We start from the raw sequence: 15,857 nt of genomic DNA on the forward strand, positions 1-15,857 counted from the left end.
ATGGAGGGTTTAATTTTCATCATCGTTTTGATAGTAACACTATTTACCTATACCATAGTTAGAATTAGCATATCCTGCATTTTTTGGTCAGTAAATAATCCTAAAGATAAACAAGCTGTTTTTAGATTATACTTTCCTTACTATATCATTCTCTTAACTATGGTTTGTAGCGGATTAATCTGGAGTATGGATTTCGACATTCTCGCGTGGGAATATTTCTCGTCTGTTTACATCATAGCACTTTTAATCTGGAGATACGAATTGAAAAGTTACCAAAAACAAATAAACTCAACTCCGAAAACACCAAATCTACCATGAGCAAGCTACCACTAAAAAACTTAAGAAAGCAAATCATAATTTGGCTTTTTGAATACTCACAACGTCTATACACTAATTTGTTCAAAAACCATGAGTCGTGGAATATCACCAAACATGATTTATTGAAATTTCCTAAACCATCTTTTGGTAGACATCTTGGGGAGTTTTTAGATCGTAATAATTTTGAACTCATTCCAAAAGTAGAGCGACACGATTGCTATCATGTACTTTGCGGTTATAACACAGAAGTTGAAGAAGAAATTGCGCTACAATGTTTATGTTTTGGTAACGGTAAACGAAGTCCATACCTATATGGAGCTGTAATTCTCGGCGTGGCTATTCTTCCAGATTATTTCGGTTATTATTATTCATCTTATAAGAAGGGGAAAAATGCTAATCCATTTCATCATTTCGACTATAAAAAACTTTTGAACGTATCTATAGTAGAATTCAGAGAAGCTATTTTTTCAAAATCTGAAGCGTTGAAACTAAACATTACTCAATTATGAAAAAGTTCAAAATGTTAATTCTTATAGGTGTCTTACTATTTTTAGGTGTTTTTATAACTTATCATTGGATGAGTTTTAAAACTAGAAATCAGGTATTCGACAACCTTGAATCTATTCCTAAAAACAAAGTCGGTTTAGTACTTGGAACTGCAAAACACATGACTGATGGCACCATAAATCTATATTATAAATATAGAATTGATGCTACAGTAGAACTATATAAAGCCGGTAAAATTGAATACGTTTTGGTGAGTGGAGACAATAGCACTACATATTATGATGAACCATCAACATTCAAACAAGATTTAATTGCTAAAGGCATTCCTGAAAATAAAATATACTTGGATTATGCAGGTTTTAGAACGCTAGATTCTGTCGTTAGAGCCAAAGAGATATTCGGGCAAACCTCTATCACTTTTATTTCTCAAAAATTCCATAACCAACGTGCTATTTATATCGCTAATAATTATGACATAGACGCTGTTGGCTACAATGCTAAAGACGTTTACGATTTCCATTTCAGAGAATACTTTGCACGTTCAAAAGCAAGCTTGGACTTAGTTTTTAATGTAGAACCAAAATTCTTAGGTAAAAAAATAATTATAGAATGAAACTACAATTCAACAAATATTACCTAGTGCTGGCACATTCATTGTTTTTGATTGAGCTAGCTATAGCATTCATTATAAAAACCGGATTTATCCGCTACACCTTTGGCGATTATTTGGTCGTTATATTATTATATGCAATTATTAGAGGATGTACCAATCTGAAAGTTTGGGTCTCGGCATTGGTCGTCCTCGTAATTGCTTACACAATCGAACTACTTCAACTCACACCTTTCTTAACCTACTTTAATTTACAAGATAGTTTTACGGCTAGCCTCATCTTTGGCAATACATTTCAAGTTGAAGATCTAATAGCTTACACTTTAGGAATTGCAACAATTTTAATTATCGAACACTACTATGGAACACGTAAAAACACTCATACAGTCAAAATTTAAAAGTTTATCACTAGTAACTTTAGCATTAGCCTTTAGCGCTATAGCACTTATGATACGAATGAAGCTCAACAAATCCTTCTTCTTTCTATTTTTAATCTGGAATATCTTTTTAGCTATCATTCCTTTTGCCATAACAATGTACCTAAATACGAAGCCAAATCTTAGTCGACTAAAGTTAACGGTTTGGTTTGTTATTTGGTTAGCCTTTTTGCCCAATGCGCCATATATTGTCACAGATCTTATTCATCTTAAAGAGAGCACCTACCATTTGATGTGGCTTGATATTTTGGTAGTATTATCGTTTGCTATGACTGGGTTATTTCTATTCTATCTTTCAGTTTTGGATATGCAGCGATTAATTTCTCAAAAATTCAAGCGCATTTCGATTTCGTTTGTCACCATTAGCTTAATGTTTCTTTGTGGGTTTGGTGTTTACCTAGGTCGATTTTTACGTTATAATTCCTGGGAAATTTTGAGTCAACCTCAAAATCTTTTCCTCGATATTATAGATATGATAATTTTCCCTATGCAACACACAGGTGCATGGCTATTCACATTGGGTTTTGGAAGCTTTTTGTTGGTTGGATATTACATTTTAAAATATATTGACATTACTAACGAATAAACTAATCCATAACAACACTTGTTAATTACATAAACTGCTTTTAATCTAAAAAAATAATTAAGAGGTTAAACTTGTACAAAAATTCTTATATTTCTGTCTCTTAACTAAATAACATGACAGGAAATCTATATCCACCAAGCCCAACAGTTTTACCAAAAAAATTAACTGCGTTGCCTACTTCTTACCAAACAAGAGCTTTATTGGCAATACTATCCATTATTCTATTCTTTATCTTATACGGAGCATTAGTTGTTGTTTTGGGCTATTTGGTCTATTGGTCTTTTACCTATGATATTGGTTACATAAATAAAATAACTATTTTAGGTAAAATAGGTGCAATAGCTGGCTCGGTAATGCTTTTCTTTTTTACCTTAAAATTTATTTTTAAGCTTAAAAATCATAAACGAGAGAACCGGATAAAACTGGACAAAAAAGATTATCCAGAACTTTGGAGTTTCATCTTAAAAATATGTGATGAAACTGGTGCACCAAAACCTAAAGCTATTTACGCTGATCCAGACGTTAATGCCTATGTATCTTATACAAACATGTAGCTAAGCTTGTTTTTACCAGTTAAAAAAGAACTCACCATTGGTTTAGGATTAGTAAGTTGTTTAAACCTAACGGAGTTTAAAGCTGTAATGAGTCATGAATTTGGTCACTTCTCCCAACGAAGTATGAAAATAGGGAGTTATATTATTTCTGCAAATACAATTATTCATGATATGATTTTCTCAAGAGATAAGTGGGATAATCTTTTAGATCAATGGAGAGCCTCCGACCTAAGACTATCATTTGCTGCTTGGATTATTACACCTATTATTTGGCTGATAAGACAAATCCTAAATTTATTCTATCAGTTTCTTAATATTATGTATTCTTCTCTTTCAAGAGAAATGGAGTTTAATGCCGACAAAGTGGCTATAAGTACTTCCGGAAGTGATGCTATAATTTCTGGATTATGGAAGTTAGACAGCGGTTTCGAAAAATGGAACAACACAGTAAACTATGCTTATTTAGCATCTCAAAAAAAAATGTTTACTAAAAATCTATATACTCATAACAACCTTAGTTTAGATCGTATTAAGGAACAGCAGTCAGCTTTACTCAAAGCATTACCAAATGATGACAGAGGAGGCAAAACCTATTTTGTAGGCTCTGAACATTCTAAAGTAAATATGTATGCTAGTCACCCACCAAACAACATGCGTCAAGACAATGCTAAAATACCATTTGTTGCATGTGAAATCAATGAAGATTCTCCTTGGTTACTTTTTAATAATAAGGAGAATCTTCAACAAAAAATGACTCAATTAATATACGAACAGTATATCAATAAGAAAGCTGAAAGTTTTTCAAGCATTGAAGAGTTTGAAAATTTTATTACTTCAGAAAATCACGGTAAAGAATTGTTGGATGAATTTGGTAATGCTTTCGAAAATAGATTTATCAATATTCCAGAATTAGATATCATCGAAAAAGAGATAGATAATATAGAGCTTAAATTATCAAGTTATGAGCATTTAAAAAGTAAGTTAGATGAGTTAATGCAACCTGTGAAAGAAATTGAATTACTAATTTTAAAAGCGAACGAGATTGCACAAGGCACTACTAAAGATAACTCATTTGCTTTTAAGGGTAAAACTTATAAAAAGAAAACTGTACAACAAGGTTATGAAGAACTTGTTGCAGAACGAGAGAAATTATTTACCGAAACATTCAGTGAATGGGATAAAGACTTTTGTGCTTTTCACCTTGCTCTTGCAAAAAATCAAGATAAGTATGACCACTTAAAAAAACTATATCTACAGCATCAAGAACTAATCACATTTTATAAAAAAGCACTGGGTATTAAAAACACTATTTATACTGAATTAAATCAACTCCAATCCCAAGAACTAACAGAAAACGATGTAAGACGTTTTGGCTACAGAGTTAACGATTTGGCTACAAGTCTTAATAGTAGTTTAGAAAATTTTGACAATATGGAGTTCATTGAATTACCAAATATTGAAAATGTTAACGCTTTAAAAGAAGCATTAATTGACGGTGGTACAATAGAAAAGCGTACAGGAAATATATTTGAAAATGGTGGATTTAACTTACTAATGTCAGATATTGAGAATACGATTATGCATTGCAATCGCATAGATCAAAAAAATCTTGGTGTTATTTTAGATTATCATAAAAAATTACAAAAAGGGCTGGATTAGATTATTCTTTCCCGTCCACATAACCCTGAAGGTATTTAAAACGTTCAGTCAACTTACCATCAGCTGTTGTGATTTTTGCGCGTTTCAAAACACCTCGTTCATCATTATTGAAGAATGCTGGTATAACGTGTTCTACAAAAGTTTCACCAAAACCTTCGCTGGCATCTTTTGGCAATTCGCAAGGTAAATTATCTACCGCCATAACGGTTATGGCATCTTTGGTATCAAAAGCAACTTCTTGTTCGGTTTGCGGATTATAACCATAAAAAGGATCTGCTATAGTTGAAGGACGAATAGTACTTGCTACAGGTCCATCAATATCGCAAGATACATCAGCTACCAAATTGATTCTAAACTCTGGATGCTTAGCATCTTCTCTTGTAAATAAATATGGCGCATTATTACCATAAAAATGACCTGCTATAAAGTAATCCGTTTGCTTTGCGTAAGGCATAAAATTACTTTCGTAACCTGTTGGGTCTTTATAGAATTTGTACTTGTCCCCTACTTTACCATCCTTACGTTTTGCATACTCCATTACATCTGCCATGACGTAAACTGGTTCTGTAAATTCAGACGTTAAATACAAAGCATCGCTGACTTGTTTTATACCCAAATGGTCTAAAATTTCTTTGGCTCCGTAGGCTACTTTTCCTGTTCCAGTAAGTAAGATTTTTATATTTGGAATGGTAATTTTATCCAATTCTGCTTTTACTTCTTCTAAGTCAGCAAGTGTTTCTACTTTTGGAAGCGAAAACAAACCATCACGTAATCCCAAAGCCCTAAAACCATTATAAGCACCTACCAAACCTGCATAACGACCAAAACCTATTAAGCGCATGTTATTTTCACGAACTATCGTTTCATGATCGTACATTTCTATATGCTTGTCTAGCATAGCCTTTAGCAAGTCTCTATTGTAAGGTTGCTTCTTTATAGTATGCGAAAAATAGAAGTACTTTTTATTTGGGATTAAATTTTCAACCGGAACTTCCTTTACACCAATCATAACATCAGCATCAGACACATCATCTGTAACTGTAAAACCTAATTTAGCATAAGCCTCATCTGGAAACACACGTATATCCGAAGACTCGACAACAAACTCTGCTTCTGGAAATTTTTCTCTGGCTTCTGCTAAAGTTTCTGGTGAAAAGACTACTCGTCTGTCTGGGGGATTTTTACGTTCTTTTATGATGGCGAATTTCATACTGATGTTGATTTGTTTATTCATTTAATTGTTTATAGTTGTAGTAGACTACAATTCGAAAACGGAATAATTTGCCACGAAAATAAGTTTATTTAGATGGGTTTACAAATCAATCTATACGTTCTACTTCGCTTTCGCTTTTAAGGACGTAGTCTCCATCATCTTGTTTTATGTAAAGTGCTTTATCGCCAGACACGCCATGGCGTGTTACTTCGCTACCTTTTATAGTTTTCGTTACCTTTTCGGTATAGGTTTCTTCTACTTTACCTTTGGCCGTTCCGTTGCCCCAATTCCATTTTACGTTTGTTCCTTTCTGTATCATTGTAATCTGTTTTGTTTGAAATTAGAGATTATTACTGACAATTTTTCTTAACGATTTAATAAAATAAGCTTGGTACGGCTTTTGAGTTAATTATTTTAGTAATTTCGCACACCTTTGGATACTGATTACTGTTCATTGGTGGGTGCGTTAGGGATGGAAGCGGCATCCTTTTTTACGTCAGTTCGAGTGTTTCGCTTCTGAGCGAAACGTATCGAGAACAAGTAAAAAAGATACAGCGGACAGCCCGACTCTACGAAGTTAAACTAGTAGAGTAACGCCCAAATTATTTTATCATTTAACAGATTCCTGTCTACACAGGAAGTTTTGGGGTCGACTGGTTTTGACAGCGAGATTAATTAAATGGTAAGCACGTCGTGTAATGGTTTTGAAACACGTAAAAGGCTAGACCAAACTTTAAACGGCGAGAATAACTACGCTTTAGCTGCGTAATCTGAATTATAGTAAGATTCTGCTCATTCCTACAAGGTAGGAAGGCTAAATGTCTCCGAAAAGCCCTGGTTAGTGGCGTTTCTATTAGAGGCATCGTAAAAATTAACCAAGATTGGGTAGCGCTTTGATGCCCTTTCGAGATTAAAAAGCTAAGTGTAAAGTAGGCTGTCTTTAGCCAGCTTTGCATCGAAAAAATAAGAAAAGACTAAACGTGTAGAAAGCCCTTTGGTTACTTGTTTGGACGAGAGTTCGATTCTCTCCGACTCCACAAAAAACCCTTGTATATACTGTTATTACAAGGGTTTTCAATTTTCGTTGACAAAAATGTTAACAGATTTTCTTTAGAATTTTATATATTCATTAACGCAAAAAACAACTTTAAATCAAGTGAAAATGAATAATAAAATTGAATATTTAAAAAAACTAGAACTTAATCTCTTAAAAAAGAAAAAAGATCTTGAAATCGCAAAACGACAGTTGCAAAATCAAAAAGAAGAAAACGTTTTTTTAGAAAGTTCTCTGTGTAAAAAGAATATAACCAAAATGGAAGAATTAATTGATACAACCTATTCAATTATAAACCAAAATTAGTTAAGCCTGATCATTTTACAAGTAAACCAGATACAATAATTGAAGAAGAAAATTTTACAGATGGGAATTCCCCGTATGTAAAATCTAAAGCTAGTACAGAAAAATTACAAAAAACTATACCAAAAAGAAAAAACTTGTTGCAACAATAACTATATTCTTGTTGCTGCTTTGTTGTTTAATTTTATAAACAACTAATTTAAAACACACCACTAAAGCAACAACAAACAAAAACTTGTTGCTACAATAACTATATTCTTGTTGCTGCTTTGTTGCTGCTTTGTTGCTGCTTTGTTGCTACTTTGTTGCTACTTTGTTGCTACTTTGTTGCTACTTTGTTGCTAAAGTTATCAAATCACTAATTTTCAATAACTTAAAAATAAAAAAATACAGCAACAACAAACAAAACTTGTTGCAACAAAAAAAGTAGAATTGTTGCAACAAGCAAAGACAGTATCTATAAAAAATTGATTTTTAACTCATAGGCTTATAGAATAAATCAATTCCTTTTCATGTTCTTCTCTTTGTCCTTATTTACAGCAAAGAATACACTCAATCCTAAAATAGCCAGGAGTAATAATGTCCCTCCTGAAGATTTCTTTTCAGAATTTACTTCTTGACTATAAGTGATAACAGAATTGTTGTTCTGGACTTCATTGGTTTCAATATTTCTGATTGCCTCACTATCAATTTTGCTGACACTTAAAGTAATAAAATTAGGTGAGCTGAAATTTAGTCCAACATATTTAGCTGTAGATAAACTTATAGTTTCCATATAATTATCCACATTTAGTTTTGTGGCCTTTAAGAAACTTTTGATATCACCATCTAATAGTTCAATTTGTATCTGTAAAAATTGATTTCTTACAATCAAAGCATTTGTGCTAAATGTTTGATTAAACCCTACACTAACTGGTTTTTCTATGTACCACTTTAAATATGCAATGAATTCATGTGCCTCATTGTAAAATGAGGAGAATTCTTCAATCGTAGGAGATTCCAAACTAAACTCTTTTAGCTTTGAGAAATAGGGTAAAAAGAAAGGCTTAAAATTACTCTCGACCCAATTATCTAGTACTGCCTCATCTTGAGCTGTAAGTTCAACCTCTGAGTTATTATTTGTCCTAAAAAGATATTCACCTTGATTATCATTGCCTAAATTAAAACCACCTCCATCAAATGCATCTTGCAATATATTAAAAACAAAAAGTGGATTATGCGATACTTCAGCTACAGCATTAAGTACATTGTTGACAGTTCTTCTTAACCATCCAAAAAAACCAGCTAATGCCACTGGTGATATTTCAATATTTTTTTTCATAATAAATTGTTTTAAAAATTTTTAATTGATACCAAACGCTGTCAAAACTTCTAAAACAATTCAATTTCTATGGAGATCTTATTTGTATCACAGTAGCTTTTTTAATCTTTAATATATTCTACATTACATTCTGAAAATTGATTTGGTAAAAACCGCTCTGTGTATTTGTCCTTTATTGCAATTCTCAAAAATTCTATAAGGCTGCCTCTAGTTAAGGCCTTTGTAGGCAAATAATGATATTCTACTATTTTTTCATCTATTTCATATAAGTAATCTTCAAGAACCACTACTTCTTTTTTTACATTAGAAACATCCCAATCTTTTGGTAGATTTTTTCTAATTTGAATTCTAAACCTAAGCTTCTCCAGAGCTTCGTCACTTTTATTTTTCATAGTCTATCATGTCAATATTTATAATTCTTCCTATACTGTTAGACGATTTATAATTTCTGTGTTAAATCAATATTTATAATCTCACCTATACGATCACTTATAAGCTCACTCTTTTTATTAATAGCAAGACTAGTCCTAATTGTAATTCTTGCGTGACTTGCATTCTCATCCTTTTTACACTTTACTGCAGCAGCATTCAATTTCTTATCAATCTCTCCAGATAACAAACTTAAGTTGTCAAAGTTTTTACAGCTGACTATTTCCCATGGACTATTATGCTTATTGTCTTTATCATTTATCTTAATCCAAACATTGAATACTTGTATATAAGGATCATTAGACAAACAGAATTTTATTCCATTTAATATCCTATCAATAGTTTGCTTTCTATATTTGCTTTTACCACTCATTTTAAAATTAATTGTAAAAACAAGTTTCCCTCCCTTCCTTTTTATTAAATCATCTGTAGTTTAGGTAATAACATTTTCATTAATCCTTCCCTTATATATACCATATAAACAAAGACTAAAATGAATTAAGGGAAACTTGGGTAAGTTTTTAAGTAATATTTTTATAAACGACATAGTAACCATAATCACCACTCAATTTTCTCCTTTCAAACCCACAAGATTTCAAAGCCTTACCCATCATAATTTTATTAAGTTTCAAACCCGTATGTGAGTTTAGATAAGTGGTTATTTCAGTTGCTGTCTTAAAATCACCTTTTTCAGGTGTAGAGCTTTCAATAAATTTTGTAAGAGACTCCCTTTCTGATGTAAGAAACTGAAATTTGTCATTGCGTTTTTCATTTTCTACAATATCATCCCTAGTTAATTCTGCAATAAAGTTTTTGTCATTTGCTAACGCATAAGCTTGCGACCAGAGTAAATCAACATTAAAATCCTTTTTGTATGACCAATCTATATTCTCTATTACAAAACACAACCATCTAACACTTCCTGTTTCATCGTGTAAAAATGTCGACATATTTGTAGAACCTATAAATGAGGCTACTCTTGGAATAATTGAATTTTTTGAATCATAAGGAAGTCTGTCATTTATCTGATCCTTTGAGAACAATGATTTTAACTGATTGATTTCTTTTTTAGACAACGCAGCAAGCTCGTCCATATTAATCAAAAAGTTTTTACAAATTAGAATTCTGGTATCCTTATCATTATTACTAATATCCTCAGCAATGTACCGTGATAGTTTATTAGGACATAAATTGCGACACCATGTCGATTTGCCAATATTCTGACCTTTACCATCATCTGTTATCACAAAAGCTTGTTTATTAAAATATCCGTCTTTTATTGCGCACTTTACAGCCCTAACACACCATTTTTTAAAATGATATAAAAATTGATTTGGATTTTCACTCGGATCAAGTTTAATGTAATTTGCATACTGAGATATGTGATCTACTTTACAATCCCATGCTGGCAACTGTGAAAAATAGTCTTTTAATGGATTATATCTAGGAACAAAATCACTCTTCAGAATAGCCTTCAAAGCACTATGCCCAATTTTTATTCCTTTTTTCTGTATCTCAACCCACAATGAATTATCATTACATGAATCCCATTCACCTTCTAATCGCCTATTTTCAATATCTAAGGCTATTTCGTTATATCGGAATTCGTAGTGATTATCTAAGTATTCTTCTGCTTTATGAAATACAGTAGTTATAGGTTTATTAAAACCATTCTCTTCAACCACTCTTAAATTGGTTGTTTTACTACCTTTTGTGGGAGGTAAATTTTTATTATCTTGCATCGTTTGTTGCTGTTATGATAAACAATATCAAAACCCTATAGTACTGGTAATACTCTAGGGTTTTTCCTTTTATTATCTTCGATATTTAAGAGATTTAACTTCTTTTAATGCTTCATCTAGGTGAACACGTTTTATGTAAACTCTCCTCCCAATTTTAAAAGCTTTTATGTAACCTTTCTTTATCCAGTTGTGTACAGTTAAATCAGTGACATCGCACTCATCAGCAACCTCTTGGATTGATAATTTTTCATTTTTGCTTAGTGAAGTAAACGGTTCTAGCTTACGGTCAATTATGTTTTCTAAATGCTGAAACAGTTCCTTTTTAGAAACATCTTGGAGTTGTATTATCTGCGTCATACGGCATAGTATTAATTAAACATACCGTAAAACTATATTAAGACTAAAAGAGAATTTTCAAAAAGTAACTATGTAGTAGTTACTATGAATAAAATGAGTTATAAAATAGAATCAAATTCTTTAATCGCTATATCTTGCGCATCATTTGATAAAAAAGGTATAATCTTTTTAATTTTTGCTTTCCTTGAATATTTCAACCTCTTATCCTTATCCCTGAATATTTCAAGATAAGATTTTTTGATATTGGCCCAGTGCGGACCATAAATTGCACTTAACTCTTTGTAAGCTGCTTCAGAAGGAAAAGTATTATTTAAAAACTTTGGTTTAGATTGCGACTGATAATAAGCATAATAAGCAATTTCTAAAGCTGATATTTTACTCGAGTTAGAGACACAATCATAATAAATTGAGTTTTCTAACTTTTTTAACTGGTTTTTAATTTCATTAAGAATATAATTGGCTTCATAAAAAAGACTCCATTCTTTTAATAATTCATAAAACCCACATAATCCATCATAGGCTAATTCATTTCTATGCTCATAAGCCAAATTCATGAAGACATTAGGCTTGTTCTTTAGATAAAGTGATAAAAGGTTTGGAGATAATGAAATATTGAGCCCAATATATTCATACCATGTCATTATTCCATTTAAACCTGTCGAAGAAATTAGGTTTCCTTCAAAAAGTGCAAACTCCCCTGATTTAGGGTGAAATTCTCTAAACTTCATTTTCAGAAATGAAATTCTTTCTTCGGAATCTAAAAAACTCTGTGTCTCAAATAAAATTTTATTTAATTCTATAGATGGATCAGATAAAGCAGAACTTACAAACTCCTCTAACATTTTATATAACTCATCAATAAAGTCATCAGTTAGTTCATATACATTTCCCCTAAAGAATAAAGGGAACTCATAATTTTTACTTTCTGTTGTGCTTAAATTACATAAGAAATTATCGTTACTCTTATTTAGTTTAACGACACCTTTCTTAACAAGAAAATCAAGAGTACTAAGGTTAACATTTTCAAAATCACAAGCCGAGGCAATCCCTAAAAACTTTTTGTCATCCATTATCAAGCCCTTTTTAGTTTTGGTAATTCCATACTACCAAATGCTAGTTCTATCGCATCTCTTTTAGCCTCTAAATCTACTTTGTAGTAAGTATTAAAAGTTTTTAAATCACGATGTCCTGTCATTTTCATTATTGTTTTATCCGCTACCCCTTTCTTTTTTAATATAGTTATGAAACTTCTCCGCCCTGTATGACTCGAAATTCGATCATAAAAAGGTTTTACCAACGTTTCTTTGTGCTTATTCTTATTTCTGGTATACTCCACATCAAAATCAAATTCAGCATTTTTAAAAACTATTTTTATCAATTCATTCTGTTTTTGATTTGATATTAATGGCAACTGATTATTATATTTTTTTAATATGTATTTTGTTATTTCAAACAATGGGATTTCCCTTATTTCTTTAATTACATCTTTATCCTCTTTAAGGATAATCATACCGTTTCTAACTGTTCTTTCGCTTATAAGTTTTAGCTCACCATATCTTAACCCTGTTAAGCATTGAAACACAAAAATATCTTTAACTTTATCTAATGACTTGGATTTTGCTTCAAACTCAAAAATGGTTTTGACCTGGTCTAATGTTAGTGCGACCTCTTGAGTAACCACACGCTCAGGCTTTTTAAAATTCTTAAAAGCCTCATTGTAAGTATATTTCTCTTTCAGTGCCCAAAACATAAAGGTCTTAAACAGACCTACATTACGAGCAAATGTGTTTGTTCCATGGTCAAGTGTTGAGTAGCAATAATCTGTAAAATCAGTATAGAATCTCTCATTAATGTTGCTAAAGGTTAGTTTATAACTTACTTGTTTTTCAAATTCTAATAAGTGATTCTTAATATTTTTATATCTTTTTATTGTCGAGGGCTTCCATTCTCGTCTTTTTATTTTTTCTTCAGTAAAGGAATCATAAGCTAAATAAAAAATATCCTTAGTCTTCGTTCCTTTCTTAAACTCTTCATCAAAGCACTCTTTTAAAACTTTTGAAGTTAAATCTTCATTAATTTTAGATTGCAACGCAACTAATTCTTCAAATTTTATCGAATATCTCTGTAATTGTTGCCTAATACTATTTGCATTGGTTGCACGATTATCACCTTTAAGTTTAGGACCCTTGTTTTCAAAGCTCCAGTTCATTGGAGCTATTCTTTCGCCAGTTGAATAAACGAACTTCTTTTTTTCTTTATTGAAATGACAAGTAAATAAAATCAATGTTGATTTTTTACCTATCCTATTTTGAGGTTCGCGTAAATAGAATGAATGCTTCATTATTTATAAATCAAATATCCGTTGACAAAATCGTTGACAAAATTATTAGATTTAAATATAGTTCATTATTAAAATAAACACTAATATTTTACACAAAATACTTATATTTAGACATCTAAAATAAAAACAACCATGTTAAGATATATAAAATTCAATTCTCTCCGACTCCACATAAAGCCTTGTATTACTTACAAATACAAGGCTTTTCTTTTTTAATACACCTATTTTAATTATAAATTTTCGTTACATTGTAAACATAAATATATAATGTGGATATAGTTAATACGTATATCCTGTTGTTACCTGCCATTATAAGAAAAATTGCGAATATGAAAGAATTCAGGAAGATTGAAATTAAGCCTTTAAAAAGTTTTTCCGATTTGAACTTAAACGTTGTTAAGCAAGTAAATGTTGGAACTGTTAACCGAAATGAAGAAGTGGATAAGCATTTAACTTCACTTTTCAATTATGTAAATAGAAATCCTGATATTTCAATGGTTGGTGTTAGGAAGGGCAAAGACGTATTTTTATCAAGTCAAGTTAAATCGTCTGCGAATAAAAAAAAGATTTACACTTTTCCCGAGCCAAATCCAGTTTGTATTTATTATAATATCGCCAATGAAAATTTAGAGAAATCCGCTAAATTAAAGAACACCATACTTTCCAAAGAGCAGAATTTTGATGCTTTCGACGACTTTGACAAATTCTCGCAATATTATAGCCTGACAAGTCAAGGAATCATCTTTTTAATAACTACTGTAGAAGGTTTCATAAATCAATTTTTTGAAGAAAAGGAATATACAATAGATGGAAAAGCCAAAACAAAAAAAGATTTAGAATGGTCAAATTTAGACGATAAGCTAAATATCATTTTACCTGAACTATTAGGTTTGAAGTTTAGTGAACTTCATAACGAGGAATATCAAAGCATAATAAACTCAAATTTATTACGAAATGATTTAATTCATTTAAAGCGAACTGAAAAAAGTAACAACACCTCGTATCAAGAATTATTTAAGAAATTAATAGATTATAAACATCATAAAAGTTCAGAGGCTGTTTATAAATTTTTGACTACATTAAAACCAAATTACTTTGACACGAAAAAATAACGGCAGGTAACATTGTATATAAAAAATAGCGCAAGTCATTGCTAACTCAAAGGTTTGGGTATTTATGGAAAGTCGCCAAATTTTTAAATTTGACGATTTCCAACATAAAAAGATAAATAGTAAAATTTAAAAATTTGGCTTGTGTTAATCTGAAAAATAACAGCTTATTTTCAGCGCTACTTTTCATATACAGAGCCGTTAGCTACAACACTCACCAATGAACGAAAAAGAAGCAAAGGAAATCATAGAAAATTTTGTTCTAGAAAATTTTGATGATAGGTGGCATACCAAACCTTTATTTTTCAGAGAATATTATGATTTTTTTAAATTCTATATAAACTCTAAAGAATATGTTGAGACTGGAGAGTTTGGGAAAAATTTTGTCGGACTTGGTAGTGCTTATATAAGTAAAAAGTTCAAAGAAATTGTACAATATGGTTCTGGACATTATAGAACTACAGAGGACTTTCTGAAAACTGAACATAAACTATCTTTAATAAGGACAAAATATAATATAGATCGTGCTGATTACCGCTATAACGTTTCAATTCAAAACATAATTGATGAAGAAAAGGCTTCTAAATACATCGATGGAATTTTGATTTATTCAGGCGGTCTAACATTCAAAGAAATGAAAAGCCAGAGAAACTATGAGCTGTCCTCGATTAATTACTTTGGATTATTAAACTTACTCTATTTCAATATAATTAATCCATTTTGCGAAATATTTTATGAAAAAAGAATAATTATTGGACATGACGATATAAATGAGTTGAGACAGTTTTCTTCCATTAATGGACATGACTCAGAAGATATTCTTTTTCAAGAGTATATGTTGGAAAAAGTTAATTCTGTTCATCCAAAAATCAGATTAGACAAATGTTATAGTGTAGATATTAAAGAAATCTATAAAGATGAACTGTTTTCCCAATATTCAACAATAGCTGGCTTTTCATATTATGGTTATGATGAGCAAACTGGTTTTGAAGGTTTTTTATGGTATCGTGAAAATGAGATAGAAAAAAGAATAAAGCAAAAAAAGATGTCATTCGAATTTGTTAAAGGAATAGATATACTTTTTTTCTTATTTATAAACTCAATCACACCCTTTTGTAGATTGGAACTTAATCTATTAAATATTAAAAATGTACAGTAGCTAACAATGTTTATAATTCATTGCTAGTAATCGCCTACCTACGAAAATTTCGCTAGAATTTTCTATTCGGTTTGTATTTGCTAAATTAGTTGCTCAATCTCGCCACTAATCACACACAAACCGTTGGGCATAATTACGAAAAACAGTGCATTTGATAA

The 15,857-nt window shown here is 31.0% G+C and carries 19 protein-coding genes and 1 other RNA gene; 11 read left to right on the forward strand and 9 right to left on the reverse strand.

Features of this window, described 5'->3' with window-relative positions; all coding sequences use genetic code 11:
- The 7 genes from QGM60_RS10525 to QGM60_RS10555 all read left to right on the forward strand — a co-directional run bounded on the left by QGM60_RS10525 (position 1) and on the right by QGM60_RS10555 (position 4,671).
- A complete protein-coding gene (locus QGM60_RS10525; protein WP_281140200.1) occupies positions 1-318 on the forward strand; it encodes a hypothetical protein in 318 nt (105 codons plus the stop codon).
- Positions 315-827 carry a Coq4 family protein gene (locus tag QGM60_RS10530; protein ID WP_281140201.1) on the forward strand — a complete coding sequence of 171 codons (513 nt, stop codon included), beginning with the start codon at positions 315-317 and terminating at the stop codon, positions 825-827. The genes QGM60_RS10525 and QGM60_RS10530 overlap by 4 nt, the downstream gene beginning before the upstream one ends.
- Positions 824-1,438: an ElyC/SanA/YdcF family protein gene (locus QGM60_RS10535; protein WP_281140202.1), complete on the forward strand. Its 615-nt coding sequence runs from the start codon at positions 824-826 to the stop codon at positions 1,436-1,438. Before QGM60_RS10530 ends, QGM60_RS10535 begins: the two co-directional genes overlap by 4 nt.
- Entirely contained in the window at positions 1,435-1,833 is a 399-nt protein-coding gene (locus QGM60_RS10540; protein ID WP_281140203.1) for a DUF2809 domain-containing protein, read from the forward strand. Before QGM60_RS10535 ends, QGM60_RS10540 begins: the two co-directional genes overlap by 4 nt.
- Entirely contained in the window at positions 1,796-2,458 is a 663-nt protein-coding gene (locus QGM60_RS10545; protein ID WP_281140204.1) for a DUF1361 domain-containing protein, read from the forward strand. The genes QGM60_RS10540 and QGM60_RS10545 overlap by 38 nt, the downstream gene beginning before the upstream one ends.
- A gap of 113 nt (positions 2,459-2,571) precedes the next feature.
- On the forward strand, positions 2,572-3,012 hold the full coding sequence (locus tag QGM60_RS10550) for a hypothetical protein (protein WP_281140205.1): 441 nt from the start codon (positions 2,572-2,574) through the stop codon (positions 3,010-3,012).
- Between the two features lie 6 nt (positions 3,013-3,018).
- Positions 3,019-4,671 (forward strand): M48 family metallopeptidase, encoded by a 1,653-nt coding sequence (locus QGM60_RS10555; RefSeq protein WP_281140206.1) that lies wholly within the window; start codon positions 3,019-3,021, stop codon positions 4,669-4,671.
- Position 4,672: 1 nt separating this feature from the next.
- Here the strand turns inward: QGM60_RS10555 and QGM60_RS10560 are convergent, their stop codons facing one another.
- Together QGM60_RS10560 and QGM60_RS10565 are read right to left on the reverse strand one after the other, a co-directional pair.
- Positions 4,673-5,881 (reverse strand): NAD(P)-dependent oxidoreductase, encoded by a 1,209-nt coding sequence (locus QGM60_RS10560; RefSeq protein ID WP_281140285.1) that lies wholly within the window; start codon positions 5,879-5,881, stop codon positions 4,673-4,675.
- Between the two features lie 109 nt (positions 5,882-5,990).
- A complete protein-coding gene (locus QGM60_RS10565; RefSeq protein ID WP_281140207.1) occupies positions 5,991-6,203 on the reverse strand; it encodes a DUF2945 domain-containing protein in 213 nt (70 codons plus the stop codon).
- Positions 6,204-6,529: 326 nt separating this feature from the next.
- Between QGM60_RS10565 and ssrA the strand changes: the two genes are divergently transcribed.
- Positions 6,530-6,924, forward strand: a transfer-messenger RNA (tmRNA) gene (gene ssrA, locus QGM60_RS10570).
- Positions 6,925-7,046: 122 nt separating this feature from the next.
- Positions 7,047-7,244 carry a hypothetical protein gene (locus QGM60_RS10575; protein ID WP_281140208.1) on the forward strand — a complete coding sequence of 66 codons (198 nt, stop codon included), beginning with the start codon at positions 7,047-7,049 and terminating at the stop codon, positions 7,242-7,244.
- A gap of 496 nt (positions 7,245-7,740) precedes the next feature.
- On the opposite strand, the gene QGM60_RS10580 is transcribed toward QGM60_RS10575, so the two are convergent.
- The 7 genes from QGM60_RS10580 to QGM60_RS10610 all read right to left on the reverse strand — a co-directional run bounded on the left by QGM60_RS10580 (position 7,741) and on the right by QGM60_RS10610 (position 13,431).
- Positions 7,741-8,562: a hypothetical protein gene (locus QGM60_RS10580; RefSeq protein WP_281140209.1), complete on the reverse strand. Its 822-nt coding sequence runs from the start codon at positions 8,560-8,562 to the stop codon at positions 7,741-7,743.
- A gap of 101 nt (positions 8,563-8,663) precedes the next feature.
- Positions 8,664-8,954 carry a hypothetical protein gene (locus QGM60_RS10585; RefSeq protein ID WP_281140210.1) on the reverse strand — a complete coding sequence of 97 codons (291 nt, stop codon included), beginning with the start codon at positions 8,952-8,954 and terminating at the stop codon, positions 8,664-8,666.
- A 47-nt stretch (positions 8,955-9,001) separates the two neighbouring features.
- Positions 9,002-9,364: a hypothetical protein gene (locus tag QGM60_RS10590; RefSeq protein WP_281140211.1), complete on the reverse strand. Its 363-nt coding sequence runs from the start codon at positions 9,362-9,364 to the stop codon at positions 9,002-9,004.
- A gap of 148 nt (positions 9,365-9,512) precedes the next feature.
- On the reverse strand, positions 9,513-10,733 hold the full coding sequence (locus QGM60_RS10595) for a VapE domain-containing protein (protein ID WP_281140212.1): 1,221 nt from the start codon (positions 10,731-10,733) through the stop codon (positions 9,513-9,515).
- A 72-nt stretch (positions 10,734-10,805) separates the two neighbouring features.
- On the reverse strand, positions 10,806-11,090 hold the full coding sequence (locus QGM60_RS10600; RefSeq protein ID WP_281140213.1) for a helix-turn-helix domain-containing protein: 285 nt from the start codon (positions 11,088-11,090) through the stop codon (positions 10,806-10,808).
- A 98-nt stretch (positions 11,091-11,188) separates the two neighbouring features.
- Complete coding sequence (locus QGM60_RS10605) at positions 11,189-12,160, reverse strand: hypothetical protein (protein ID WP_281140214.1); 972 nt, start codon at positions 12,158-12,160, stop codon at positions 11,189-11,191.
- Positions 12,161-12,162: 2 nt separating this feature from the next.
- Positions 12,163-13,431, reverse strand: a complete 1,269-nt coding sequence (locus QGM60_RS10610; protein WP_281140215.1) for a tyrosine-type recombinase/integrase — start codon at positions 13,429-13,431, stop codon at positions 12,163-12,165.
- Positions 13,432-13,760: 329 nt separating this feature from the next.
- On the opposite strand from QGM60_RS10610, the gene QGM60_RS10615 reads away from it, so the two are divergent.
- Both QGM60_RS10615 and QGM60_RS10620 read left to right on the forward strand, forming a co-directional pair.
- Positions 13,761-14,543, forward strand: a complete 783-nt coding sequence (locus tag QGM60_RS10615) for a hypothetical protein (RefSeq protein WP_281140216.1) — start codon at positions 13,761-13,763, stop codon at positions 14,541-14,543.
- Between the two features lie 217 nt (positions 14,544-14,760).
- Complete coding sequence (locus QGM60_RS10620) at positions 14,761-15,699, forward strand: hypothetical protein (RefSeq protein ID WP_281140217.1); 939 nt, start codon at positions 14,761-14,763, stop codon at positions 15,697-15,699.
- Positions 15,700-15,857 lie beyond the last annotated feature (158 nt).

The sequence above is a fragment of the Winogradskyella sp. SYSU M77433 genome (assembly GCF_029911945.1).
Taxonomy (GTDB): domain Bacteria; phylum Bacteroidota; class Bacteroidia; order Flavobacteriales; family Flavobacteriaceae; genus Winogradskyella.